Below are 24765 nucleotides of genomic sequence, written 5' to 3' on the forward strand. Positions count from 1 at the left end.
GCGTGAGCGTACGCGTAGCCGAACCGGGCGACGCTCCGGCGATCGCCCGGCTGTATTCGCAGCTGCTGGGCAGCGACCGAGTGAGCGTTACACCCGCCCGGCTCTCGCAACTGAAGGATGATCCGGCCACCCGCTTGCTCGTCAGCGTCAACGACACGGGTGATGTCATCGCCACTGCGCTGCTTTGTTTCTGCGCAGACGCGATGTTCAACGATCAGCCCTTCGCGGTGGTGGAAAACATCGTCGTTGATGAAGCGAACCGCAGCGCAGGCATTGGTACATACCTTCTCAGCGAAATTGAGCGGATCTGCCTTGAGCGGGATTGCTCGAAGATCATGCTCTTGAGCAGTGCCACCCGGACGGCCGCCCACCGCTTCTTCGAGCGGCACGGGTTCGCAAGCGCCACCAAACGCGGTTTTGTGAAATACCGCCGCGAGTTCGCTGCCTCCGCGCACGATCCACTCAAGGAAGGTCTGAATAAGTGAGCGAGAGGGATGCAGCGCAAGGCGCGGCGCGCGCAGCGACCAAGACATATCAAAGAGATAAGCGCGGGAGCGAGCACGCCGCAACGCAGCGATGCGTCGTCGCAGCCACTTATTCAGGCCTTTCTTAACCGTGAGCCCATGAAATGACGCCCGAATCCTCAGCGCCGAAAGCCTACTTCCTCGACCTCCACGCCCGCATCGTCAGCGCGCTGGAGCAATTGGACGGCACGCCGTTCCGCACCGACAGCTGGGAGCGCCCGGCCGGTGGTGGCGGGCTGACGCGTTTGGTCGAGGAAGGCCATCTCTTCGAGCGCGGCGGCTGCAACTTCTCGCATGTGATGGGAGGGGGCATGCCAGCGTCGGCGACCGCGCACCGGCCCGAGCTGGCGGGCGCGCGCTTTGAGGCGATGGGGGTGTCGCTGGTGCTGCATCCGCGCAATCCGTATGTGCCGACGGTGCATCTGAACGTGCGTTTCTTCATCGCTTACCCGGAAGGGCGCGACCCGGTGTGGTGGTTCGGCGGCGGCATGGACCTGACGCCCTACTACGGTTTCGACGAGGACGCGATTCACTTCCACCGCGCCTGCCGTGACGCGCTGGCGCCCTTCGGTGCCGACTACCATCCGCGCTTCAAGGAATGGTGCGACCGCTACTTCTTCCTCAAGCACCGCAACGAACCGCGCGGTGTAGGCGGCATCTTCTTTGATGACCTGGGCGCGAGCGCTGACATCGGCGAGATTGATTTCGATACCGCCTTCGCGCTGACCCGCTCGGTCGGCGACGCCTTCCTTGGCGCCTACACGCCGATCGTCGAACGCCGCCGGGCGCAGCCCTACGGCGAACGGGAGCGCGATTTCCAAGCCTACCGCCGCGGCCGCTATGTCGAGTTCAATCTGGTCTTCGACCGCGGCACGCTGTTCGGCCTGCAATCGGGCGGCCGCACCGAGTCGATCCTGATGTCGATGCCGCCGATCGTGAAGTGGCGCTACGACTGGCACCCGGAAGCTGGCTCGCCCGAAGCACGGCTGTACGAGCACTTCCTCTCCGGCCGCGACTGGCTCAAAGGTGCTTGACAGCACCCGCTGCTGCGCCGCACCATCCGACCCCATGCTCTTGCTCGCCCACGCTTCCCGACGCCGCATCGCACGTCGCGCCCCGCGCGATGTGAGCCCGTTCGCGCGCCGGATCGGAGACGCTTGCTAGCCTGAGCAGCAGACAAGCCCTACCCCAGCCAAGGCCGCGGATTCCCCCGCGGCCTTTTTGTTTTTCTGACCACAGGAGTTGCCTTCGATGAATGCCCCGCACGCCCCCGCCCACGCGCTGATGAACATTGCCGCCCGCCCCGATGCCGTGATGGTGCGCGGCGAAGGTTCCTGGCTGGAGGATGCCGCGGGGCGACGCTATCTGGACTTCGTCCAGGGCTGGGCGGTGAACTGCCTTGGCCACGCACATCCTGCGATCGCCCAGGCATTGGCCAAGCAAGCGGCGACCGTGGTGAACCCCGGCCCGGCCTTCTTCAACGCACCCGCGATCGAACTGGCCGGCAAGCTCGCCGCGCTATCCGGGCTGGATCAGGCTTTCCTGTGCAACACCGGCGCCGAGGCCAACGAAGGCGCGATCAAGCTGGCACGCAAGTGGGGGCAACTCCACCGCAATGGCGCCTTCGAGATCATCACTTTCGGTGACGCCTTCCACGGCCGCACGCTCGCCACCATGTCAGCGTCCGGCAAGCCGGGCTGGGACCGGATCTTCGCGCCCCAGGTGCCGGGCTTCCCGAAGGCGGTCTTGAACGATCTCGATTCGGTCGAGGCACTGATCGGCCCCAACACGGTGGCGGTGATGCTGGAGCCGATCCAGGGCGAAGCCGGCGTACAGCCCGCCGAGCTGGATTTCCTGCGCGCACTGCGCGCGCTGTGCGACGCGCGCGGCCTGCTGCTGATCCTCGATGAAGTGCAGACCGGCATCGGTCGCACCGGCACGCTGTTCCGCTTCGAGGCGGCCGGCATCACGCCGGATATCCTCACCCTCGCCAAGGGCATCGGCGGCGGCGTGCCGCTTGCGGCCCTGCTGGCGCGCGAGTCGGCATGCTGTTTTGTGCACGGCGATCAGGGCGGCACCTACTGCGGCAACCCGCTGATGGCGGCGGTAGGCAACGCGGTGATCGACATTGTTGCAGCGCCGGGCTTTCTTGCCGGCGTGCGCGACGCTGGCGAAGCAATGGCCGCGGGCCTGCGGGTCTTGTCGAAGAAGCACGGACTGGGTGAGGTTCGCGGCGCAGGGCTGCTGCTCGCGCTGGATCTGGGCCCTGCACGCAATGCCGGCGCCTTGGTCGAGCGGGCGCGCGATGCCGGCCTGCTGCTGAACGCGCCGCGCCCGCACACGCTGCGCCTGATGCCTGCCCTTAACGTGAGCACTGCGGAAATCGAGCTGATGCTGACGATGCTCGACAAAGTCCTCGCCGGAGCCTGATGCGCGGTGGCCGCCTGCCTCCGTTCGCCTAAAGGGGCGGCGCAGGCACGGCGGCCGCCGGACGCGAGCAGGAAGATACGGTTTTCCTTGTGCTGCGGCGAGACACACCCTTGCGCCAGCAAGGACTCGATCGCGGCTCAGCAGTTCGCGCACGCCACGTGCGGCCTGAGCGGAATCGCCGGCGTTATCGCACATCGCCCCATCTATCGACGCGCCGCCACCCGAAAACCCTCCAGAGCGCCGATGCGAACTGGCATCTTGTCCTGCGCGGCACACAGCCCGCCCAAAACACAGAGCACCATCGCCAAAACAAGCACTGCAAGCGGTCTCATCCAGCTTGCCGCAGCCGCCTTACCTGCAGGTGGCGCATGAACTCGTCTTCATTTTCGGCGATTCATCACGGGGATCTGGCGAAGACACCGACAACGTGAAAGGCGGGCGCCCCGCCCTGCGGTGTTCAGCGCCCGATTTCGGCGGCCAGCCGGAAGTTGTGCAGGGCGACTTCGCTACGGCCCAGCTGTTCCGCCAGACGCGCCAGCTCCAGGTAGGCAGCGCGCGAGGGCGCCACCGAGATCGACGCTTCGAAATAACTCTGCGCCTTACCCCACAATTGCTGCCGCAGGCAAAGCTGGCCCAGGCTCAGTAGCAGGCGTTCGTCGCGCGGCTGCGCACGCAGCCAGCGTTCGGCCTGCCCGATGCGGGCGATTAGTTCGCCCCCTTCGATACGGCCGTAGAGTTCGGCCAGCGACGAATCCCAGCCCGAATCGAGCGCATCGCCAATCGCTTCGGCCGCCAGTTCACCCCGGCCCGCTGCGTTGAGGATCAAGGCGGCATCGCGCACCAGCACGCGGTCATTCCGCTCGGGCTTGGGGATCTGGCGCCAGTAGCGCGTCAGCGCATCGGGGTTCACCTCGTGCTCGCGCAGGGTTTCGAGGTGAGCGCGGCGGATCAACGGCGCCGCCTGCTCGGCCGTAAATGCGCGGTGGCTGGCCAGCTGCCGCGCCAGGCGCAGCACGTCGGCCCACATGCCGCGTGCCGCGGCCGTCTGCACCGAAAGGCGCAAGGCGGCGATATGCCGATGCCCGCCGGCACGCAGGGCTTCAAGGCGCTCGGCGGCTACATCGAAGCGCCGGTCTGCCACCGCGAACTCGGCCTCGGTCATCAAGCGGGCCACCCGCACTTCGCGGTCATGCTCGCTGGCGCGGCGCAACCATTCCTGGCACCGCACCTGTTCGCGCATGGCGTGGCTGGCGCGGGCGGCGATCAGCGCCGCCAGGCCCGGGGATTCATTGGCGCGGTAGGCTGCGTCCGCCTGGGCGTGGGCGCGGCCATAACGGCCTTCCACCAGAAATCGCTGCGCGTCGTGCAGGGCCTGGATCGCGCTGGCCTTGCGCTGGCGTGCGCGAAACGCCGCCACCGAAGTCGGCAGCGCCAGCGCGCGCGCGACCAGGCGCGTCATCACGTAAGCGGCCGCGAACAGCGCGACCGCCAGGATCGCCAGCAGATTGAGCGAGATATGCAGTCGCCAGGGCGGCCAGACGAACAGCGCGTAGGCATCGTTGTACCGCGCCACGATGGCGAGGCCAGCGGCCAGCGCAAACATGGCGAGCAGCCAGAACAAGGCGCGCATCATGGGCGCCCCCTCAGCGCACGCCGGCCAGGCGTGCATTGCGCAGCGCGGCCAGCGTCTCGTTCAGGTTGGGCAATTCAACCGCAAGCTTGGCACCCTGCGCCTTGCGCAGATCCGTCAGCCGCATCGCGACATCGCGGTCGCTGACGTCGAAGTAGCGTTCCATCCATGCGGCAGCCTGCTTCGTGTCTTCGCGGAAGACGCGTCCATCGCGCTGCAGGAGCGCAAGGCGGGCCGACAACAGGCGCAGGCGCAGGTTTTCGCGCAGGAAGACGGTTTGCGACGGGGACAGCAAGGCCGGGTCAGGGCGGTCAAGCCGCTCGATACGGATCAGACCGCGCACTTCATGCCAGAAATCGCCCAGCAACTGCTCGTACCACGGCGGCGCCGCAGCTTCGACCGGTGCAGACGCAGCCGCCACAGGTTTGGCCGCTGCCTGTGCCTTGCGGGCCTTCTCGGCAGGCTTGGGCGGCGAATGCTCAAAAGCGAGTGGCAGCGTATCGATCCGCTCGATCAGGTTTTCCAGCGCCAGCCCCATCGCGGAGATGTCGGCCATTGGCAGCGCCTTGAGGCGCTCGATGTCGCGCGCGATCGACTTGCGCAGTGGCAGCAACTGCGGGCGTTCGAAACCGGCCAGACGCGCTTCGGCGCTTTGCAGTGCGATCAGCGCGGCCTGCACGTTGCCGGCAAGCTGCAACTGCTGCTGGGCGATGTTGAGCGCCTGCTCCACTTCCGCCAGCACCCACTCGTCGCGCGACCGCGAAAGATCCTGGTAGAGCGCCTCAAGCGCCGCTTGCTGACCCTGCGATTCAGCGATCCGGGCCTCTTGCACCGCAAGGCGATTGCCCAGCGCCTGCAGGGAATCCTGGACTTCCTTGGCGCGCCCCTTGACCTCGCGGGTCGCGGCATCCGATTCACCCAGTCGCTGCGCCACTTGCTGCTGCAGCAATTCAAGCCGCGCGCGGGTGTCCATCCATTGCCAGGCCAGCAAGGCAAGGGCGATCGCGGCGGCAATCGCGACGGGCGTCCCCAGGCTGCGCCAACGCTTGCGCTCGGGAGCCGGGGCGGGAGGGAGGGTTTCGCGAGTCTCGTCCATCCGCAGATGATAACCGAGGGCCCCGTCAGGGCGCCTCTCGGAAGTGTGCGCAAAGCCCCGCCAGCAGGCCCGCATCTCCACCTGGGGTAAGGGTGACCTGCTGGAAACCACAGCTTCGCGCGCATTCCACCACCCGCGCGTGCGGCGCAAAAACCGGCAGCCTCAGCAACACATCGCCGCCCTGCCCGTGCAACTGCGCGGCCAGATGCCGCACCGCTTCGCTGCTTGTCAGGGTGAGCGCATCGACTTGGCCTTGTGCCTGCGCCGCCAGCAGCGCGGGCACATCCAGCGTGGCGGCGCGCCGCCGGTAACAGGTGAAGGCGCTGACCCGCGCGCCGCGCGCGCTGAGCGCATCGCTCAACAATTCGCGCCCGCCATCGCCCCGCAGGATCAGGACGCGCTTGCCGGCAATCGCGTCTGGTGCGAACTGCGGCAAGGCCAGCACGCCCTCGGAATCGAACTGCTCCGGCGGCGCGATGACGGTGGCAAACCCGGCCGCGCGCAAGGCGGCCTCGCTGCCAGGCCCGACGGTTGCCACCGCCGGCCCAGGTGGCCAGGCCCGAAAAGCCCGCAGGCCGTCCAATCCGTAGGCCACGGCATTGGCGCTGACAAAAAACACCAGCTCGTAGGCATCCAGTTCGGCGGCCAGTGGCGCAAAACCAGCGCGATCTTCCAGCGCGGCGATCTCGAGCAGCGGCAAGGCGAATACCTCGCCGCCCTGCTGCCGGATTGCCGCCGCGAGCCCCTGCGCCTGCAAGAGCGGCCGCGTCACGGCAATCGTGCGGCCGGCCAGTGCGCCGGGCATCAGTCAATCACGCGGCGCATTGCGCCAGGATTTCGGCCGCGCCTTGTTCGCGCAGGGCGTCGGCCAGTTGCATGCCCAGTACCTGCGCATCGGCCGGCGCACCGCGCAACTCCGCCCGCGCGAAGCGGCTGCCATCGGGCAATGCCACGAAACCGCGCAGGTACATCTGCGCGTCGGAGATTTGCGCGAACACGCCGATCGGTACTTCGCACCCGCCGCCGAGCGCTTGGGTGACAGTGCGCTCAGCCATCACGCAGGCGGTGGTGTCGCGGTCGGCCAAGGGCGCAAGCCAGGCGCGCACGTCGTCGCGCGCCGCGACCGTTTCAATCGCCAGCGCACCCTGCCCGGCCGCGGGCAAAGACAGCTCGGCAGGCAGCGTCGCGCGGATCCGCCCGGCAAGGCCGAGGCGCTTGAGACCGGCCGCCGCGAGCACGATGGCGTCGTACTGGCCTTCGTCGAGCTTGCGCAAGCGGGTGTCCAGGTTGCCACGCAAGGGCGTCACCCCCAGATACGGATACATCGCATGGATCTGTGCCTCACGGCGCAGGCTCGAAGTGCCCACCACCGCACCCGGCGGCATTTCGTCCAGCGAGGCGTACTTGTTCGAGACCAGGGCATCGAGCGGTGATTCGCGCTCAAGAATGGCCGCAATGCAGAAAGGATCGCTCAGTTGGGCCGGCACGTCCTTCATCGAATGCACCGCAATGTCCGCGCGGCCATCCAGCAAGGCGGTCTCCAGCTCCTTCACGAACAGGCCCTTGCCCCCGACTTTCGAGAGGGCGCGATCGAGGATCTGGTCGCCGCGGGTGGTCATGCCGAGCAATTCGACTTGGGCCTGCGGGTACAGTCCTTGCAACAGCGACTTCACGTGTTCGGCCTGCCACAGGGCAAGGCGGCTTTCGCGGGTAGCGATGACGATGCGTTCAGGTGCTTGAGGACTCACGTTGTCGGTGCCCGGGAGGCGGAAACAATAAGGAGTTGGATAGTATCACTGCACAATTTTTGATCGGCGGATGACGGCAAAGGACTGATAAGCTTCAAAATATTGCGCTGCAATGTCAAAATTGCGACTTTTTCGCGCGGTGCTTGCCCCCATGCATCACGAGCGCCGCCCGGGGCCCACCCCCAACCCTACTCGAACGACCGACCATGAGCGATCAGGCTAAGCAGGAAGCAGCAAAGGACCTCCCTCTCAAAGAAGACATCCGCCTTCTGGGCCGGATTCTTGGCGACACCGTACGCGCCCAAGAGGGCGAAGCGGCTTTTGACCTGATCGAACGCGTGCGCCAGACATCGATCCGCTTCCGCCGCGATGACGACATCGCCGCACGCCGCGAACTCGAAGCCATGCTCGATTCGCTCTCGCGCGACCAGACGATCCACGTCGTGCGCGCTTTCAGCTACTTCTCGCACCTGTCGAACATCGCGGAAGACCAGCACCACATCCGCCGCTCAAGGGCGCATGCGATTGCCGGATCTGCACCACGAGAGGGCACGATGGCGCGTGCGATCGAAGCCGCGCTCGAAGCCGGCGTCACCACAAGCCAGATCGCCGACTTCTTTGATGACGCGATGGTCGGCCCGGTGCTCACCGCGCACCCGACCGAGGTGTCACGCAAGAGCATCCTCAATTGTCAGCTCAAGATCGCCCAGTTCCTGGATGCGCGCGACCGCATCCAGATGACGCCGGAAGAAATCGAAGAGAACGATGCCGCGCTGCGCCGCGCCGTGCTGACGATGTGGCAGACACGCATGCTGCGCCCGACCAAGCTGTCGGTGCTCGACGAAGTCGATAACGGCCTCTCGTACTACAGCTACACCTTCCTGCGCGAACTGCCCAAGCTCTACGTCGCGCTTGAGAACATGCTCGCCAAGCAGGACGAGAGCTGGAAGACGATGGAGCTGCCCGCCTTCCTGCGCATGGGCAGCTGGATCGGCGGCGACCGCGACGGCAACCCCTTCGTTACCGCCGAAGTCCTGCGCGAAGCCCTGCGCATGCAGGCAAGCGTTGCGCTGGAGTTCTACCTGCACGAGTTGCACATCATTGGCAGTGAGCTGTCGCTCGCGCAGTTGCTGGTGAGTGCGTCCGACCAACTGCTTGAACTGGCCGAGCGCTCGCCGGACAAGTCGCCGCATCGCGGCGACGAGCCCTACCGCCGCGCACTGGTCGGCATTTACGCACGCATGTACGCCACCGCCGAGCGCCTGCTCGGGCACCGTGTCGGCCGCCCGCCGATCGGCGTGGCCGAACCCTATGCCTACGCAGCCGACCTGCTGGCCGATCTGGACATCGTGCATCGCTCGCTGGTCGCCAATGGCTCCGGCGCGCTGGCGATGGGCCGTCTGCGCCGCCTGCGCCGCGCGGTCAAGGTGTTCGGCTTCCACCTTGCTGCAATCGACTTGCGGCAAAACTCTGACGTGCATGAACGCACCGTGGCCGAACTGCTTGCCGCCGTGCGCCCCGGCTTCGACTACCTTGCGCTGGACGAAGAAGGCCGCATCGCGGCGCTGCTCGAAGAGCTCGCCTCACCGCGCCCGCTGGCCTCGGCCTTCATCAAGTACTCGGAAGAAACCGTCGGCGAACTGAACATCTTCCGTGCCGCCGCCGAAGCACACGGCCAGTACGGCAAGGACTGCATCCAGAACGTCATCATCTCGAAGACCGACGGCGTATCCGACATGCTCGAACTGGCGCTGCTGCTCAAGGAAGTCGGCCTGCTGCGGCCGCACGAGCGCACGATCGATGTGAACATCGTGCCGCTGTTCGAAACCATTGGCGACCTGCAGGCCGCCAGCGCCACGATGGATCGCCTCTTCGCGATCCCCGGTTACCGCGAAATCCTTACCAGCCGCGGCGACATGCACGAGGTGATGCTAGGCTATTCCGACTCCAACAAGGACGGCGGCTTCATGACCTCCGGCTGGGAGCTCTACAAGGCCGAGATCCAGCTGATCGACGTGTTCAAGCGCCACGGCGTGAAGATGCGCCTGTTCCACGGCCGCGGCGGCTCGGTTGGCCGCGGTGGCGGCCCCAGCTACCAGGCGATCCTGGCGCAGCCGGGCGGCGCGGTGCAGGGCAAGATCCGCCTCACCGAGCAGGGCGAAGTCATTTCGTCGAAGTACGCGAATCCGGAAGTCGGCCAGCGCAACCTGGAAGTGCTTGCCGCGGCAACCTTCGAGGCAACGCTGCTCGCCCACCCGGAAGCAGCGCCTCGGCCCGAGTACCTTGAGGTCATGGACCGCCTTTCGGAGCATGCCTTCAAGGCCTACCGCGGCCTCGTCTATGAAACCGAAGGCTTCGAGAAGTACTTCTGGGAATCGACGGTGATCTCCGAGATCGCGCACCTGAACATCGGCTCCCGCCCGGCTTCACGCAAGAAGACCACCGCGATCGAAGACCTGCGCGCGATTCCGTGGGTGTTCTCGTGGGCGCAGTGCCGGCTGATGCTGCCGGGCTGGTTCGGTTTTGGCGCGGCGGTGCGCGCCTTCCTCGCCGAGCGCCCCGACGGCATGCAAGTACTGCAGAACATGCACAAGGAGTGGTCCTTCTTCGCAACCATGTTGTCGAACATGGACATGGTGCTGGCCAAGAGCGATATCGCAATCGCCTCGCGCTACGCTGCGCTGGTGCGCGACGAGGAATTGCGCAACGCGATCTTCCCGCGCATCCGCGCAGAGCACCAGGCAACGATTGACGCGCTGCTTGCAATCACCGGCCAGGCCGAACTGCTCGATGGCAACCCCTTGCTCAAGCGCTCGATCCGCAACCGCTTCCCCTACCTCGACCCGCTCAACCATGTGCAGGTCGAGCTGCTGCACCGCTACCGCGACGGCAATCAGGAAGAGCGCATCAAGCGCGGCATCCACCTGTCAATCAACGGCATCGCGGCCGGCTTGCGCAATTCGGGCTGAGCGCGTTCGCGCGGGGACTCAGACGGCGCCCTTGCGGCGCCGTTTTTCTTCGTACAGCACGATGTCGGCCCGCGCGAGCATGTCTTCGATCGAGGCTTCAACGCCCGGCGGCGAGACGATGTAGCCCAGACTACAGGCAAGCGGAAAGGGCAGATCCCAGCTTGCACGCTCGAACAGGCGGTAGATCCGCTCGCGCATCGTGATCAGGGCATCGGGATCGGCGTTGGCGGTCAGCACGACGAACTCGTCACCGCCGATGCGGCCGATCAGATCGCTGGCGCGAAACCCCTTGCGCAGCACATCGGCGGCCTGCTGGATCGCCAGATCCCCCGCGGCATGACCGTGCTGATCGTTGATCTGCTTGAGTCCATCTAGATCAGCGAAGATCACCGCGGTCGCCAATACGTCTGCGTGCAGGCGCTCGGCCAGCTGGCGGGCTTCGCGCAAGAAGCCGCGCCGGTTGAAGAGGCCGGTCAGCTCGTCGCGCTGGGCGATGTTTGCAAGCTCGCGCTGGCCTTCTCTGGCCTGGGCCAGGTCGCTGCGCAAGGCGTCACGCGCGGCGGCCAGCTCCGACACCAGCAAAGAGGCCTTGATGGCCGATGACACCTCGTCGCGAATGGTTTCCCACGGCCCGCCAGCCACCGGATCGACGCTGAACACGATGAAGCCGAAGTGCTCGGCGCCGTGGAATACCGGATACACAATCAGCGCCGAACGCCGCGCGGCGAGTTCCCATGCGGCCGCGGGCAACACGTCGTGAGTGCGGAAGCGTTCGCCATGCAGCTCGCGGTGCTCGCGCCCGCCAATGAAGGCGTAGAGCAGGCTCGCCTCGGGCGGCAGCGCGTCGTCGTCCACGCTGGCCACGCGCTCGCCGCCCGCGTACAGCGCGATGCAACAGGTATCGAGCTTCAGATCGGCAAGCGCTTCGGACAGATGCACGAGCAGCTTCTGCAGATCAAAGGTCGCGATCCGTGTCTTGAGCAGATCCCGAAACGCGAGCGCCCGCTCGCTGTGAAGGCGGTGCCGCTCCTGCATGGCCACGTCCTGCAGCCCCGCCAGCGCAATCTGGGCTTGCTGCAACCAGCGCGCAACCGAAGTCCAGGTGCGCGCATCAAGCTGCCGCGGTTCGATCAGCCAACGCTGTGCGGCCACCAGCATGGCCTGCACGCCGAACACATGGCCTTCGACGGCGAGCGTCTCGCGTGCCACCGCATGCACCGCCGCGAGCAAGGGCTGGAAATCCGCCGCATCAAGTGCGCTGGACAAGCCGCGCTCGATCTGCCGGATCGCTTCACGATAGTGCGCCTCGTGCTCGGGCGCGACCGCCAGTTCCTCCAGCATGCCGGCCAGGCGCTGCGGCAGATCGGTGGCGAGCGCGAGTGAATCGATCAGCGCCGCCGCACAGCCGCACGATTGCCGCCGTACCAGGCGGGTCGGCACGCGGATGAGCGGCGCCAGCGAGGCCCCGCCGATCAGCGCGATCAGGCGTTCGACCGCAACGCGCCCCAGTTCGTAGTGCGACTGGTTGATCGTGGTGAGCCCAACCCCCAGACGCCCGGCGGCGAGGATGTCGTCAAACCCGCCGAAACGCAGCGCTTCCGGCACGTGCATGCCATGCTCCACCGCGCAGGCCATGGCACCGAGGGCCATTTCGTCATTGGCCGCCACCACGGCATCGAAGGCCGCGCCACGTTTGAGCAAGGTGACCATGGCCGCACGCCCGCTGGCCTGGCTGAAGCTGCCGTACACCAGCAACTGAGGATCGATTTCGATGCCGGCCGCAGCGCAAGCCTGGCGCCAACCCTCAAGGCGCTCCTCCGCCTCGCCCTGCCCTTGCGGCCCGGCGATCATCGCTATCCGCCGGCAGCCGTGGGCTTCGATCAGGTGGGTCACGAGATCACGAAAGCCGCCCAGGTTGTCGTTAACCACGCTCGGCACGTCCTGCGACGCGAAGCCCAGCGACACCACCGGCACCGGCGGCAGGCTTTTGAGAAACGCCTCGAGATCTCGCGGGCCGAGGTGGTACTGCAGGGTGGTGCCGATCACCAGGAGGCCGTCGAAGGCGGTGGCATCGGGCAAGCGGAAGACAAGATTGAACTGCCGGTCGAATTCCGACGTGCTCTCGGGCTGACTGCCGGGCAGAAAGACCACCCGCGCGCCCAGCGCCTGCCCCTGCTCAATGATGCCGCTCACCTGGCGCAGGGCGAAGGCCGTGTCGATATCGGCTACCAGCACGCCAATCGTCAACGGCCGCACGGGAAAGACAGAAGTATTCATGGTCACCCGCACTTATCGGCGCAAGGGCTCGCTTACTTGACCCCGGACCCGGGCTCGTTGCCCAGCAGGGCGGCGCGCACGGCAGGCCACTGACGACGACTCACCGGAAGCTTTTCGTCAAACCCGCAGATCCTGACCAGCCAATGCTCGGCCGCTTCGTCACGTTCAAAGCCCGCGACCGCTGCACGCGCGATCAGGCAGTTGCGATGAATCCGCACGAAGCGCTCGGGGAATTCCTGCTCCAGTTGCACCAGCGATTCGTCCAGCAGGTATTCACGCTCGACGGTTCGCGCGGTCACATACTTGAGTTCCGCCTTGAGGAAGAGCACGTCGGTCACCGGAATCAGCGCGATGCGCCCGCGTTCGCTCACCGAAAAGTGGCGCCGGGGCTCGGCGATCCGGTCCAGCGAGTCGCGCGCGACCGGCATGCTGGCGCGCACCTTGGCAATGGCGGCCTCAAGGCGCTGGGCACGAACCGGCTTGAGCAGGTAATCGATCGCATTGAGTTCAAAAGCATCGACTGCGTACTGATCGTAGGCCGTCACAAACACGATACGAGGCGGGGCCGCGAGCCGCGCAACATGCTGCGCGAGCTCAATGCCGTCCATCCCCGGCATGCGGATATCGACCAGCATCAGATCAACCGGCTGCGCTTCAATCAGGCGCAAGGCCTCGTGCCCGTTGGCCGCCATGCCAACAATGCGGGTCGGCTGCTGCGCCGCAATGTCGCCCAGCAGATCGCGCAGGCGCTCGCGCGCAGGCGCTTCATCGTCCACCACGAGCACGCCCAGCGGCGCAGTCACCGCGTTCATTTCCGCCCCTCCTCGCGACGCAAGGGCATGCGGATCTCGACCAGATAGACGCCTTCGTGCATTCCGCTTTCCATGTTTGCCTCGATGTCGAAAAACAGCATCAGTCGCTCCCGGATGTTGGCAAGGGCCATCCGGTTGCCCTGCTGGTGACGCGATTCGGCAAGCACCGGGTTCGCCACCTTGATCACCAGCTCGCGCCCCTTGCGATACACGCGAATGCGGATCTGCCCCGGCTGCGCGGAAGGCTCGATGCCGTGATACACCGCATTCTCGACCAGTGGCTGCAGCATCAACGGTGGCACTTTCGCATCCAGCGGACAGTGGCGCAGATCCCATGCCACTTGCAAACGCTCACCGAGGCGCAGGCGCTCAAGGTCGAGATAGCGATTGACCAGTTCGATCTCATCGCCCACGGTCACCAGGTCGCGATTCTCCCGCATGACGCTACGGAACAAATCCGCCAGCGATTCAAGCGCCTGCTCGGCCCGCCGCGGATCGGAGCGGATCACACCCAGCACGCCGTTAAGGCTATTGAAGAAAAAGTGCGGCCGGATGCGCGCATTGAGCGCAAGCACACGCGCCTCGGCCAGGGCCGGCGTTGCCATAGCGGCACGCCAGTGAAAATAGGCCATCAGGATCGCAACCGCGCCGCTCGCCCAGGCACACCACCGCAGCAGGCTGCCCCCTTCAGAGATCGCCGAGAGCAAGGGGTAGGTGGCAATCACCACGAACACCGTCAGGCCCAGCAGCATCAGCGTCGCCTGCCGGTAGCCCTGGCGCGCGATCATCGGGCTCGCAAGGTAAGCCAGCAGCAACACCATCATCAGCGGCAGCTCCAGCACGCCCGCCATGGCAAGCGCGTCGCGGACGAATTGCTCGGGCGAATCTGCCCGCAGCGAAACCGTGACCAGCGCGATCAGGTTGATGCCCAGCAAGCAACGCAGCATCACGCCCAGATTGCGGAAATCCGGCGGTGCAAGCGCGGCGCCGCGCAGCGCCAAAGCAGGCTGGGAAGGCTTTTGCCGTATACTCGCCATCGATTCCTGCGGCGCAATGCCGCACCTTTCTTTACACGCACCGCCCAGCCCGACTGAGCCGCGCCCGTGCTTGGATTCCGCAGATTATGACAGAGCGTTCACAGCCCCCGCACACTGAAACTGGCGATTCGAAAGCCTGGTCAGGCCGTTTCAACGAACCCGTCTCCGACCTGGTCAAGCGATTCACCGCTTCGGTCTTCTTCGATTGCCGCATGGCCGAACAAGACATTCGCGGCTCGCTCGCACACGCAAAAATGCTCGCCAAGCAATACATCATCGGCGCGCAAGACCTTGCGGACATCGAACGCGGTATGGCGCAAATCAAGCAGGAAATCGCCGCCGGCCAGTTCGAGTGGAGCCTGGATCTGGAGGACGTGCACCTCAACATTGAAAAGCGGCTCACAACCCTGGTCGGCGACGCCGGCAAACGCCTGCATACCGGCCGCTCGCGCAACGACCAGGTGGCCACCGATATCCGCCTGTGGCTGCGCGACGCGGTCGATCAGATCGTCGGCCTGCTTGGCGAATTCCAGCGCGCGCTGTGCGAACTGGCCGAACAGCATGCCGCCACCCCGATGCCCGGCTTCACGCACCTGCAGGTGGCACAGCCGGTGACCTTCGGTCACCACCTCATGGCCTATGTGGAAATGGCGCGCCGCGACGCCGAACGGTTTGTCGACGCCCGCCGCCGCATCAACCGCCTGCCGCTGGGCGCCTCGGCACTGGCCGGCACCAGCTACCCGATCGACCGCGAGTTCGTCGCACGCGAACTCGGGTTTGAGGCGGTGTGCGAGAACTCGCTCGATGCGGTCTCCGACCGTGACTTCGCGATTGAATTCACCGCCGCCGCCGCCCTGGCGATGATGCACCTCTCGCGCCTGTCAGAAGAGCTGATCCTTTGGATGAGCCCGCGCGTCGGCTTCATCGACCTCGCCGACCGCTTCTGCACCGGCAGCTCGATCATGCCGCAGAAGAAGAACCCCGACGTGCCCGAGCTGGTTCGCGGCAAGACCGGCCGTGTGAACGGTCACCTCATCGCCCTGCTCACCCTGATGAAGGGCCAGCCGCTGGCCTACAACAAAGACAATCAGGAAGACAAGGAACCGCTTTTCGACACTGCCGACACGCTGATCGACAGCCTGCGGATCTTCACCGACATGGCGGCGGGCATCCGCGTCAAGCCTGAAGCGATGCGCGACGCCCTCAAGCAAGGCTTCGCCACCGCCACAGAACTGGCCGACTACCTCGTCAAACGCGGCCTGCCCTTCCGCGACGCACACGAAGCGGTGGCGCGCGCCGTACGTGAGGCCGAAACCCGCGGCTGCGATCTGCCCGATCTGCCGCTTGAAACGCTGCAAGGCTTTTCTCCGCTGATCACCGGCGACGTATTCAAGGTCCTCACGGTGGAAGGCGCGCTTGCCGGCCGCAACCACATCGGCGGCACCGCGCCCGAGCAGGTCCGCGCAGCCATCGCACGGACGCGCACTCGTCTCGGTTAAGGCCATGACCCCGGCGCTGAGGCGCGCGCTCGAAGACGCGATCCGGCACGCATGCGGCACACGCTGCGTGATCGAACAGTTCAGCGCCGGCCCCGCGAGCGCCTTTGGCAAGACCTGGCTCGCCAACGGCAATGGCGCCCGGTGGTTCGTCAAGACGACTGCGGCCACAGGGCAGTCGCGCCTGCACTGCGAAGCCAAGGGCCTCGGCGCCATCGCGGCCACTGGGACGATCCGCACGCCCAGTGTGATTGCTCTGGGAGCGGCAGAGGACAGTGCTTTCCTCGTACTCGAATACCTGCCCATGCACACACCGACCCGCGACGACGGCCCGCGCTGCGCGGAAGCGCTTGCGGCCCTGCACGCCTGTCACGGCGACCGGTATGGCTGGCCCGAAGACAACTACATCGGCACCACGCCGCAAGTGAATGCATGGTCGGACGACTGGCCGCGCTTCTTTGCGGAACAACGTCTGGCACCCCATCTGCGCGCCGCTGCCGAGAAGGGATACCGCGGCGAGCTGCAAAGCTGCGGCGAGCGGGTCCTTTCCAAGATCGGCGCTTTCTTCCTGGAGCGCCGACCACAAGCCTCGCTGATACACGGGGATCTATGGGCCGGGAACCTTGGTGTCATGGATACCGGAGAACCGGTCGTGTTCGACCCTGCCGCGTACTACGGCGACCGCGAAGCGGACTTCGCCATGAGCGAACTGTTCGGCGGCCTCCCCGAAAGCTTCTACGCAACCTACCGCAAGCGCGCACCGCTGGCCGATGGCTACGCCCAACGCTGCACGCTCTACAACCTCTATCACATGCTCAACCACCTCAATCTCTTTGGCGCCGGCTACTTGCGGCAAGCCGAACGGATGGCGCGTGAACTCAGCAACTACCTGCGCCAGTAATCAAAGCCGTCGGGCGTTTTGACAGCGCGCAGCGAGCGCCGCCGCCGCATTTACTGGAAACAAGCCATCCCCTTGTTTTATCAGGGCATTTCCCACGCAAAACCTTCAAGCACACTTCTTGCATGTTATTGGCGAACGCTCACGCGCCGCGTACGCGCCGTGATCAAATTGCATGAGTCGACCTTCAAGGCCTGACAGAATGCCGGAAGACTTCAGGATCGAGACCATGTCGAACCACGAAAATAGATCACAAGCAGAAGCCCTCGGCAGCCAGGCCGAAGTCGCGACCGAAAGCGTTTCCGAGGCACGACGTCGGCTACTTGTGAAGGGCGGCATGGCGGCAGGCCCGGTCATCCTTACGCTCACCAGCCGCCCGGTTCTCGGCGGCCTGAATCCCGGCGAGTGCATTTCGCCCTCGCAAACCCTTTCCGGCGCGCTGAGCCACAAGGGCGCGAAGGTCGGAACCTGCAATGGTCGCTCACCGGGATACTGGAAGACCTGTCATAGCGGGGAATGGCCGATTCCGACGAACACGGCTTTCCACTCGGTTTTCGCAGTCGGCGCCACCGCCGGCACCCGGTTCTTCAACGCTGACGGCTCGCAGATGACGATGCTTCAGGTGCTCAACGCTGGCGGCACGGCCGATACCTCGATGGTTGCGTTCCACTGCATCGGCGCGTATCTGAACATTCTCAAGGGCTTGGTTTCTCCCGTGGCGCTCACCGCCGAAAAGGTGGTCGCGCTCTGGCGCGAGTGGGCTCTGACGGGTAAGTACGTCCCGTTTGCGGGTGCCACAACGCCTTGGAATGGCGCCGACATCACCAATTACCTGAAGAACAACAAGATCGCGCCTTGATTCTTGATGATCCAGTTGAGTTCTCCTGAATCTCGCTGGGCAAGACGAGACTGGCCCGACGGTTCTGTCGTGTATGACCGTCGGACCGGTTCAACGCACGCACTTTCGCCCCTGGCCGCTGAAGTTCTGGCCCTTTCATCGGCCGCACGATACGATCCGGACGCCGCTTGTGCGGCACTCTGCGCATCGCTGTCGATCGAACGCTCACACGAGCTTTTGGCGGCAGTCAGCGAAGCGATCGATCAACTCCAACGCATTGAACTGATTTGACGCCAACGCTACGCGTGTCAGATCTGGCTGAAGCCGATCTGTATTCGCGCCTGTCTCACGACGGCCTCTGGCTGAAGAGCGGCCCGCTGTCGCTGCATATCCGCAGTGACGAGCCGGTTGTGAGCGAAGCGATCGCCGCGCTCTACCCCGACCACGCGCTTGCTGACGCAGACTTCGCCGACTTTCATGTGCGGGTGGGCCGCGCCGAAGGATTGCGTCGCTGGATCCGCCCGCAAGTGCTGTTTCATCTCGATGGCAGAACGCCCTTCAAGCCCCTGCCGCGCGCGCAAAGCTTCGCCATGCTCGAGTGGGGCATCAATTGGTGTATCGCCACTTACTGCCACCAGTATCTGGTGATCCACGCCGGCGTCATCGAACGCAACGGATTCGCCGCCATCCTCCCTGCCCCGCCGGGATCAGGCAAAAGCACCCTGACCGCCGCCTTGATACAGCGTGGATGGCGATTGTGCTCCGACGAGTTGACGCTGCTCGACCCGGCGACCGCTCAGGTAATCGCGCTCGCCCGCCCGGTGAATCTCAAGAACAAGTCGATTGACGTGATCCGCGCGTTCGAACCGGGCACCGTGTTCGGGCCAGAGTGCCCGGACACACACAAGGGGCGCGTCGCCCACCTTCGCCCTCCGCGCGAGAGTGTGCTCCGCGTCGGCGAAGGTGCTACGCCGCGCTGGGTGATCTTTCCGCAATGGGCCGCCGGCGTCCCGCTCACCACGAAGGCCATTCCGCGCGCGGAGGCGTTCATCGAACTTGCGGAGAACGCCTTCAACTACAGCATGCTGGGCGAGACGGGCTTTGAGACCCTCGCGAAGACCATCGACGCTTGCGATTGCATGAGCCTGCGCTACAGCGATCTTGACGAAGCAGTCGCAGCATTCGAGCGGCTTGCCGAGGATGCCCGCCAATGATCTGCGACGCGCTACTTCCGCTGCTCCGCGCCCCGGCGATGGCAGAGCGTCTGACGCTCGCGGACTGGGACAAGGTCATCCGCCAGGCGCGAAACGCCAACCTGAGCGCACGCATCGCCTGGGACCTCGAACAACATGGCCTGCTCGATGCGGTACCGCCCGGCCCGAGGCAGCATCTGATTGCCGCACGCGCGGTCGGGCAACGTCAGCGGATCGCAACCCTGGCCGAAGTCGACCGGGTTCGGCGTGCGATCGAGCAGAGCGGCAATCGCCTGGTGCTGCTCAAGGGCGCCGCTTACCTCGCGGCAGGCCTCCCGGCGTCGCACGGGCGGGTGTTTGGCGATATCGATCTGCTGGTGCCGCATGGGCGCCTGGCCGATGCCGAATCGATGCTGATGTGCCATGGTTGGGTCAGCAGTCATCTTGACGCCTACGACCAGCGCTACTACCGGCAATGGATGCATGAACTGCCGCCGCTCCGGCACATGAATCGCGGCAGCGCACTGGACGTTCATCACAACATCTTGCCGCTTTCGGCGCGCCATCCGCCCGACGCAAACCTGCTGCTGGAAGCGGCTGTGCCGGCTGAGCACACGCCGGGCGTATGGGTCCTGGCGCCCGCCGACATGGTGCTCCACAGCGCCTGCCACCTATTCCACGAAGGCGAACTGGATAACGGCATGCGTGACCTAGTGGATCTGGACGGCCTGCTGCGGCACTTCTCAGCCCAGCCGGGATTCTGGGCGACCCTCGAACAACGCGCCGCCCTGCTTCACCTCGAACGCCCCTTGCGCTACGCGCTGCGGATGTGCGCGCTGATGCTGGAAACGCCCATCCCAGACACGACCCTGGCGTTTGGCGGTGCATGGCCATCCGACCTGCGCGAGCGCCTGCTCGAACAACTTTACTTGCGCGGCCTGCGCCCGAACGACCCGACCGCAGGCGACCGCTGGACGCCGCTCGCACTTCACATGCTTTACCTGCGTGGCCACTGGCTGCGCATGCCGCCACACCTGCTGGTCGCACACTTGGGCCGCAAGGCCTGGCGGCAGTGGACAGGCCGCAGCGACGAAGACGACAGCGATCCGGATGCCCTGACACCCGAGCAACAGATCCAGAAATGAAAACGGCGACCAATCGGTCGCCGTCTCTGCATGCGGATCGCCGCTCAGGCAACGATGCCCGCATCCTTGAGCATTTGCTGCAGCTCACCGGACTGGTACATCTCTTTCATGATGTCGCAGCCACCGACGAACTCACCCTTGATGTAGAGCTGAGGAATCGTCGGCCAGTTGGCGTACTCCTTGATGCCGTTCCGGATTTCGTCGTTCTCAAGCACGTTGACCGACGCGTACTGCGCAACACCCGAAAGCTTCAGGATCTGCGCTGCCGTCGACGAAAAGCCGCACTGCGGAAACTGCGGCGTGCCTTTCATGTAGAGCACCACCGGGTTCTCGGTGACTGTCTGGTGGATGATGTCTTGCACGCTCATGTCGGTTCCTTGGAAGAGTCGCAAATACTTGACTGTTTCAATCAAGTATACAGTCTAGAAAAAACGCCGTCGCCGGTCAAATCCGCATCAACGCCGCGTCGTGCAAACGACCCAGCGTGACGCGGTCGAGCCCGGCGAGATCCTGATGTGTCGCGACCTCGGCAAAACCGGCGCCCTCCATCACCGCGCGGACACCCGCGCCCTGATCGTAGCCGTGCTCGAAAAGCAGATGCCCTGAGGCCTTGAGATGGCGCGGCGCCGCAGCGGCAATCGCACGAATGTCATCAAGCCCGTCGGGGCCGGACGCCAGCGCGCCGATCGGCTCAAAGCGGACATCGCCCCGCGCCAGATGCGGATCCGCACTTGCCACGTAGGGCGGATTCGACACGATCAGATCGAAACGCTCACCCGCCAGCGGCGCGAACCAGGACCCGTGATGCCAGCGCACCGAAGCCCCGAGCGCGGCGGCATTGCCACGCGCCACTTCCAGCGAGGCATCAGAAAGATCGACCGCATGAACCTCGACATCGGGGCGTTCAAGCGCGAGCGAGATGGCGATCGCCCCACTGCCGGTGCCCAGATCCAGCACTCGAACCGCAGTCTCGGGAATCCGCGCCAAGGCAAGCTCAAGCAAGAGTTCTGTCTCTGGCCTGGGAATCAGGACCGCGGGCGAGACTCGAAACGGGCGCCCGAAGAATTCGCGCCGCCCAAGCAGATATGCCACCGGCTCACCTTGCGCCCGGCGCGAAAGCCAGTCGACGAACTGACTCGCCGCGGATTCGGCCAGTCCGCGCTCTGGAAACCCGATGATGGTAGCAGCCGACACGCCGCAGGCCTCGCACAACAGCAGTCGCGCCTCGCTCTGCGGAATCTGGCCGCGCGCAAGCGCCATGGCCTCGCCCAGCGTGGCAGGCAAACTCATGGGGCTTCGGTCAGCGCAGCGAGCAAGTCCGCCTGGTGTTCGCGCGTCAGCGCGTCCACCAGCTCATCCAGGTCCCCCTCGGTCACTGCCTCCAGCTTGTGCAAGGTCAGGTTGATGCGGTGGTCGGTCACGCGGCCCTGCGGGTAGTTGTAGGTGCGAATGCGCTCAGACCGATCGCCACTGCCGATCAGGCTTTTGCGTTGCGCCGCCGTGTGCGATGCCTGCGCACGCACCTGGACATCCTTGATCCGCGCCGCCAGCACTGACATGGCCTGCGCCTTGTTGCGATGCTGCGAGCGATCGTCCTGGCACTCGACCACAATGCCCGTCGGCAGGTGAGTGATACGAACGGCGGAGTCGGTCTTGTTGATGTGCTGCCCGCCCGCGCCCGAGGCACGGAAGGTGTCGATGCGCAGATCGGCCGGGTTGATCTCTACATCGCCCACCTCGTCGGCCTCCGGCAGGATCGCGACCGTGCAGGCCGAGGTATGGATGCGGCCCTGGGTTTCGGTCACCGGCACGCGCTGCACACGGTGGCCGCCGGACTCGAACTTGAGTTTCGAATAGGCCCCTTCGCCCACGATCCGGGCAATCGCTTCCTTGTAACCGCCCAGATCGGATTCGGCCGCCGAAACCAGCTCGACCCGCCAGCCCTGCCGTTCGGCATAGCGGGTGTACATCCGCAGGAGTACGCCCGCGAAAAGCGCGGCTTCTTCACCCCCTGTGCCGGCACGCACTTCAAGAAAAAGGTTGCGCGCGTCGTTCGGGTCGGTTGGCAGCAGTGCCAGCTGCAAAGCCCCGTCAAGCCGCGCAATCTCGCCACGCGCCGCGTCGATCTCTTCTTGCGCGAAGGCCTTCATTTCGGGATCGGCCAGCATGTCGTGCGCTTCGCGCAAGTCAGCTTCAGCCCGCTCATAGTCCCGCCACAAGGCCACTACCGGCGCAAGTTCCGCATGTTCGCGATTCAGACGGCGATAGCGGTCCATGTCGCGCGTGATGTCCTCGCTGCCGAGCATCTGATCGAGCTCTTCCAGGCGGCGAACGAGTTGTTCGAGTTTTTCCCGAATACTGGGTTTCATGGTCTCGGCTAGCCCTGCGAGAACGCAGCGGCGCTATGAACGGTCTAGATTGAACAGGCGGCGGACAAGCTCGGTGGCTTCGGCCACCTGCGCCCCTTCGGCCCGGTTGAGGTACTGCGTCGGCCCATGAATCAGCTTGTTCGTCAGGCCCTGCGAGAGCGCATCGAGCACACTGGCCGGATCTTCGCCGCGCGCAAGACGAGCCAGGGCTCGCTCAAGTTCGGATTGCCGCACGGCATCGGCCTGCGAGCGCAAGGCGCGAATCGCAGGCACCGCATCGCGCGCCTCAACCCAATGCAGAAAACTGAGCACCTGGCCCGAGATGATCGCTTCGGCGTCCAGCACCGCCTGCTGCCGCGAGCCCAGGCCAGACTCCACGACATGCGCAAGATCGTCCACCGTGTAGAGAAAGACATCGTCCAGCGAGTCGACTTCGCTTTCGATATCACGCGGCACGGCCAGATCGACCATCACCATCGGGCGGTGCCGCCGCGCCTTGAGCGCCCGCTCGACCATGCCGAGGCCGATGATCGGCAAAGGGCTCGCGGTACAACTGACCACCACATCGTAACGAGCAAGTACCTCGGGCAGGCGATCAAGCGACACGGCATCGCCGCCGAAGCGCGCGGCCAGCGCCTCGGCCCGCGCGGGAGTCCGATTCGCCACCGTCAGTTGCCGCGGCGTGCAACCGGCAAAATGGGCCGCGCACAGCTCGATCATTTCACCGGCGCCCACAAACAGCACGCGCTGCTCGGTCATCGCCTCGAAAATCCGCTCGCACAGCTTGACCGCCGCCGCCGCCATCGACACCACGTTGGCCCCGATCGCGGTCGTCGAGCGCACTTCCTTGGCGACCGAGAAGGTGCGCTGAAACAGTTTGTGCAACAAGGTTCCAAGCGTGCCCGCCGCCTCTGCCTGGCGAGCGGCCTGCTTCATCTGGCCGAGGATCTGCGGCTCACCAAGCACCATGGAGTCGAGCCCCGATGCCACGCGGAACATGTGGCGAACGGCCGCATCACCCGGCAAGGTGAAGAGGTGAGGCGAAATGTGCTTGAGCTCAACCCGGTGGTAATCGGCCAGCCAATCGGCTACCAGCTCGGGCTGCTCGGTCGCGCAGTAGAGCTCGGTGCGATTGCAGGTGGACAGGATCGCCGCCTCGCGGACGGGCCGTTCGCGCACCAGCTGCGCCAAGGCCTCGCCCAGGCCCTCTGGCTGAAATGCCACACGCTCGCGCAAGGAGATCGGCGCGGAATGGTGGTTGAGGCCAAGGGCGAACAGTTGCATGGATCAGACTGAAGTCGAAACCGCGTTATTACATCATCGGCACGATACTGGAAAGCCCGCGCCCAGAGCACGCTCCGCCACGCTCGAATGCAATCAGAAAATGAAAACGGGCCGCACAAGGCGGCCCGTCTGAATCTGGTGGCCAGAGGCGGAATCGAACCACCGACACGCGGATTTTCAATCAAAATCCGCCTGTACAGTTGCTCCGCTCCTAAACGCAACAACTAAGCAAATCAATCACTTAGAGCGCACCCAAACGCAGTCAAACGCAGCCGAGCGCACTCAACGCCCATCGCTATTGCCAGATGATTGCCAGAAACACGCACGAACACGTCGGCATCGTCACCGGTCTTGCGATGAATAAAGTGTAGCACGCCCGCCCGCATCCCCCCGTACAGCCAAGCCCCACGCTCGGCACCTGGACCGCTTCGCGTTTCGTCAACACTTAGGAGCTTTGCCTTCAGCGCGCTTGCCCCAACGGGTGGCGACCTTTGGTAGTCGCGTCACGACTTTTCGCAGTCGGCAAGCCACTGTCCAGGCGGGGATGGCCACCGCACGACATCCGACCGGGCGGCCGCTGAAAACTGGCAAGGGCCGGGCCCTGTCCGCCCATGCTGTCGTTCAATCGCATTTTGTCTTCGTCTGGCTCACGCCATGAGCTAGTCGATATTCACACTTCAAGGCACGGACGCTCAAAGGAGACTTGCCATGTTCCATGCCTCGATGACACACCATGCCATGAAGCGTATGCAGCAACGTGGCATCCCCGAGCGTGTACTGCCGCTGCTCTTCGAATACGGCGAAGAAGCGTATGACCACCGTGGCACGGCGACCCTGTATTTCACCAAGCGGTCCCGTCAGCGCCTTGCGAGCATCGTGCCGCGAGATGAGCTCAAGCGCTTGTCCAATGCGTTGAACGCCTATGTCGTGGTCGACCAGGACGGTGCGGTCGTCACCGTGGGGCACCGCACCCAGCGCATCAACCACGACTAGCGCCGCCCCACCGCATTGATTTGATG

At 65.1% G+C, this 24765-nt stretch carries 22 protein-coding genes; 11 read left to right on the forward strand and 11 right to left on the reverse strand.

What is annotated here, in order from left to right; all coding sequences use genetic code 11:
• Positions 1 to 2 precede the first annotated feature (2 nt).
• From OPU71_RS00415 to OPU71_RS00425, 3 genes are all read left to right on the forward strand, one after another.
• The gene (locus tag OPU71_RS00415) at positions 3 to 485 is read left to right on the forward strand and encodes a GNAT family N-acetyltransferase (protein WP_267723871.1); all 483 of its coding nucleotides are present in this window, start codon (positions 3 to 5) and stop codon (positions 483 to 485) included.
• A 143-nt stretch (positions 486 to 628) separates the two neighbouring features.
• The gene (hemF, locus tag OPU71_RS00420; RefSeq protein WP_267723873.1) at positions 629 to 1558 is read left to right on the forward strand and encodes an oxygen-dependent coproporphyrinogen oxidase; all 930 of its coding nucleotides are present in this window, start codon (positions 629 to 631) and stop codon (positions 1556 to 1558) included.
• 217 nt (positions 1559 to 1775) lie between these two features.
• Positions 1776 to 2954 (forward strand): acetylornithine transaminase, encoded by a 1179-nt coding sequence (locus tag OPU71_RS00425; protein WP_267723875.1) that lies wholly within the window; start codon positions 1776 to 1778, stop codon positions 2952 to 2954.
• 457 nt (positions 2955 to 3411) lie between these two features.
• Here OPU71_RS00425 and OPU71_RS00430 read toward each other — a convergent pair whose 3' ends face one another.
• From OPU71_RS00430 to hemC, 4 genes are read right to left on the reverse strand one after another with little or no spacing between them, the layout of a single operon-like run.
• Positions 3412 to 4587: a heme biosynthesis HemY N-terminal domain-containing protein gene (locus OPU71_RS00430; RefSeq protein ID WP_267723877.1), complete on the reverse strand. Its 1176-nt coding sequence runs from the start codon at positions 4585 to 4587 to the stop codon at positions 3412 to 3414.
• Positions 4588 to 4597: 10 nt separating this feature from the next.
• Positions 4598 to 5680 (reverse strand): uroporphyrinogen-III C-methyltransferase, encoded by a 1083-nt coding sequence (locus tag OPU71_RS00435; RefSeq protein ID WP_267723879.1) that lies wholly within the window; start codon positions 5678 to 5680, stop codon positions 4598 to 4600.
• Between the two features lie 25 nt (positions 5681 to 5705).
• A complete protein-coding gene (locus OPU71_RS00440) occupies positions 5706 to 6485 on the reverse strand; it encodes a uroporphyrinogen-III synthase (RefSeq protein WP_267723882.1) in 780 nt (259 codons plus the stop codon).
• Positions 6486 to 6492: 7 nt separating this feature from the next.
• Complete coding sequence (hemC, locus tag OPU71_RS00445) at positions 6493 to 7428, reverse strand: hydroxymethylbilane synthase (RefSeq protein WP_267723884.1); 936 nt, start codon at positions 7426 to 7428, stop codon at positions 6493 to 6495.
• A gap of 206 nt (positions 7429 to 7634) precedes the next feature.
• Here hemC and ppc point away from each other — a divergent pair, with 206 nt between their 5' ends.
• A complete protein-coding gene (gene ppc / locus OPU71_RS00450; RefSeq protein ID WP_267723886.1) occupies positions 7635 to 10397 on the forward strand; it encodes a phosphoenolpyruvate carboxylase in 2763 nt (920 codons plus the stop codon).
• Between the two features lie 18 nt (positions 10398 to 10415).
• Here the strand turns inward: ppc and OPU71_RS00455 are convergent, their stop codons facing one another.
• From OPU71_RS00455 to OPU71_RS00465, 3 genes are read right to left on the reverse strand one after another with little or no spacing between them, the layout of a single operon-like run.
• Positions 10416 to 12674 (reverse strand): GGDEF domain-containing protein, encoded by a 2259-nt coding sequence (locus tag OPU71_RS00455; protein ID WP_267723888.1) that lies wholly within the window; start codon positions 12672 to 12674, stop codon positions 10416 to 10418.
• Between the two features lie 32 nt (positions 12675 to 12706).
• The gene (locus OPU71_RS00460; protein WP_267723890.1) at positions 12707 to 13486 is read right to left on the reverse strand and encodes a LytR/AlgR family response regulator transcription factor; all 780 of its coding nucleotides are present in this window, start codon (positions 13484 to 13486) and stop codon (positions 12707 to 12709) included.
• The gene (locus OPU71_RS00465; RefSeq protein WP_267723893.1) at positions 13483 to 14523 is read right to left on the reverse strand and encodes a sensor histidine kinase; all 1041 of its coding nucleotides are present in this window, start codon (positions 14521 to 14523) and stop codon (positions 13483 to 13485) included. The genes OPU71_RS00460 and OPU71_RS00465 overlap by 4 nt, the downstream gene beginning before the upstream one ends.
• Before the next feature lie 86 nt (positions 14524 to 14609).
• Between OPU71_RS00465 and argH the strand changes: the two genes are divergently transcribed.
• From argH to OPU71_RS00495, 6 genes are all read left to right on the forward strand, one after another.
• A complete protein-coding gene (gene argH / locus OPU71_RS00470; protein WP_267723895.1) occupies positions 14610 to 16022 on the forward strand; it encodes an argininosuccinate lyase in 1413 nt (470 codons plus the stop codon).
• A gap of 4 nt (positions 16023 to 16026) precedes the next feature.
• Positions 16027 to 16920 carry a fructosamine kinase family protein gene (locus OPU71_RS00475; RefSeq protein WP_267723898.1) on the forward strand — a complete coding sequence of 298 codons (894 nt, stop codon included), beginning with the start codon at positions 16027 to 16029 and terminating at the stop codon, positions 16918 to 16920.
• Positions 16921 to 17119: 199 nt separating this feature from the next.
• Complete coding sequence (locus OPU71_RS00480; RefSeq protein WP_267723900.1) at positions 17120 to 17776, forward strand: hypothetical protein; 657 nt, start codon at positions 17120 to 17122, stop codon at positions 17774 to 17776.
• 6 nt (positions 17777 to 17782) lie between these two features.
• Positions 17783 to 18046 carry an HPr-rel-A system PqqD family peptide chaperone gene (locus OPU71_RS00485; protein ID WP_267723903.1) on the forward strand — a complete coding sequence of 88 codons (264 nt, stop codon included), beginning with the start codon at positions 17783 to 17785 and terminating at the stop codon, positions 18044 to 18046.
• Positions 18043 to 18969 carry an HprK-related kinase A gene (locus tag OPU71_RS00490; protein WP_267723905.1) on the forward strand — a complete coding sequence of 309 codons (927 nt, stop codon included), beginning with the start codon at positions 18043 to 18045 and terminating at the stop codon, positions 18967 to 18969. The genes OPU71_RS00485 and OPU71_RS00490 overlap by 4 nt, the downstream gene beginning before the upstream one ends.
• Positions 18966 to 20093 carry a nucleotidyltransferase family protein gene (locus tag OPU71_RS00495; protein ID WP_267723907.1) on the forward strand — a complete coding sequence of 376 codons (1128 nt, stop codon included), beginning with the start codon at positions 18966 to 18968 and terminating at the stop codon, positions 20091 to 20093. Before OPU71_RS00490 ends, OPU71_RS00495 begins: the two co-directional genes overlap by 4 nt.
• A gap of 44 nt (positions 20094 to 20137) precedes the next feature.
• Here the strand turns inward: OPU71_RS00495 and grxD are convergent, their stop codons facing one another.
• From grxD to hemA, 4 genes are all read right to left on the reverse strand, one after another.
• Positions 20138 to 20461: a Grx4 family monothiol glutaredoxin gene (gene grxD / locus OPU71_RS00500; RefSeq protein WP_267723909.1), complete on the reverse strand. Its 324-nt coding sequence runs from the start codon at positions 20459 to 20461 to the stop codon at positions 20138 to 20140.
• A gap of 76 nt (positions 20462 to 20537) precedes the next feature.
• A complete protein-coding gene (prmC, locus tag OPU71_RS00505; protein ID WP_267723911.1) occupies positions 20538 to 21383 on the reverse strand; it encodes a peptide chain release factor N(5)-glutamine methyltransferase in 846 nt (281 codons plus the stop codon).
• Positions 21380 to 22462 carry a peptide chain release factor 1 gene (gene prfA, locus OPU71_RS00510; RefSeq protein WP_267723912.1) on the reverse strand — a complete coding sequence of 361 codons (1083 nt, stop codon included), beginning with the start codon at positions 22460 to 22462 and terminating at the stop codon, positions 21380 to 21382. The genes prmC and prfA overlap by 4 nt, the downstream gene beginning before the upstream one ends.
• Before the next feature lie 33 nt (positions 22463 to 22495).
• Complete coding sequence (hemA, locus tag OPU71_RS00515) at positions 22496 to 23746, reverse strand: glutamyl-tRNA reductase (RefSeq protein ID WP_267723913.1); 1251 nt, start codon at positions 23744 to 23746, stop codon at positions 22496 to 22498.
• Positions 23747 to 24454: 708 nt separating this feature from the next.
• Between hemA and OPU71_RS00520 the strand changes: the two genes are divergently transcribed.
• Positions 24455 to 24739, forward strand: a complete 285-nt coding sequence (locus tag OPU71_RS00520) for a hypothetical protein (protein WP_267723914.1) — start codon at positions 24455 to 24457, stop codon at positions 24737 to 24739.
• The last annotated feature ends 26 nt before the right edge of the window (positions 24740 to 24765 follow it).

It is taken from the genome of Niveibacterium sp. 24ML, from assembly GCF_026586805.1.
Taxonomy (GTDB): Bacteria; Pseudomonadota; Gammaproteobacteria; order Burkholderiales; family Rhodocyclaceae; genus Niveibacterium.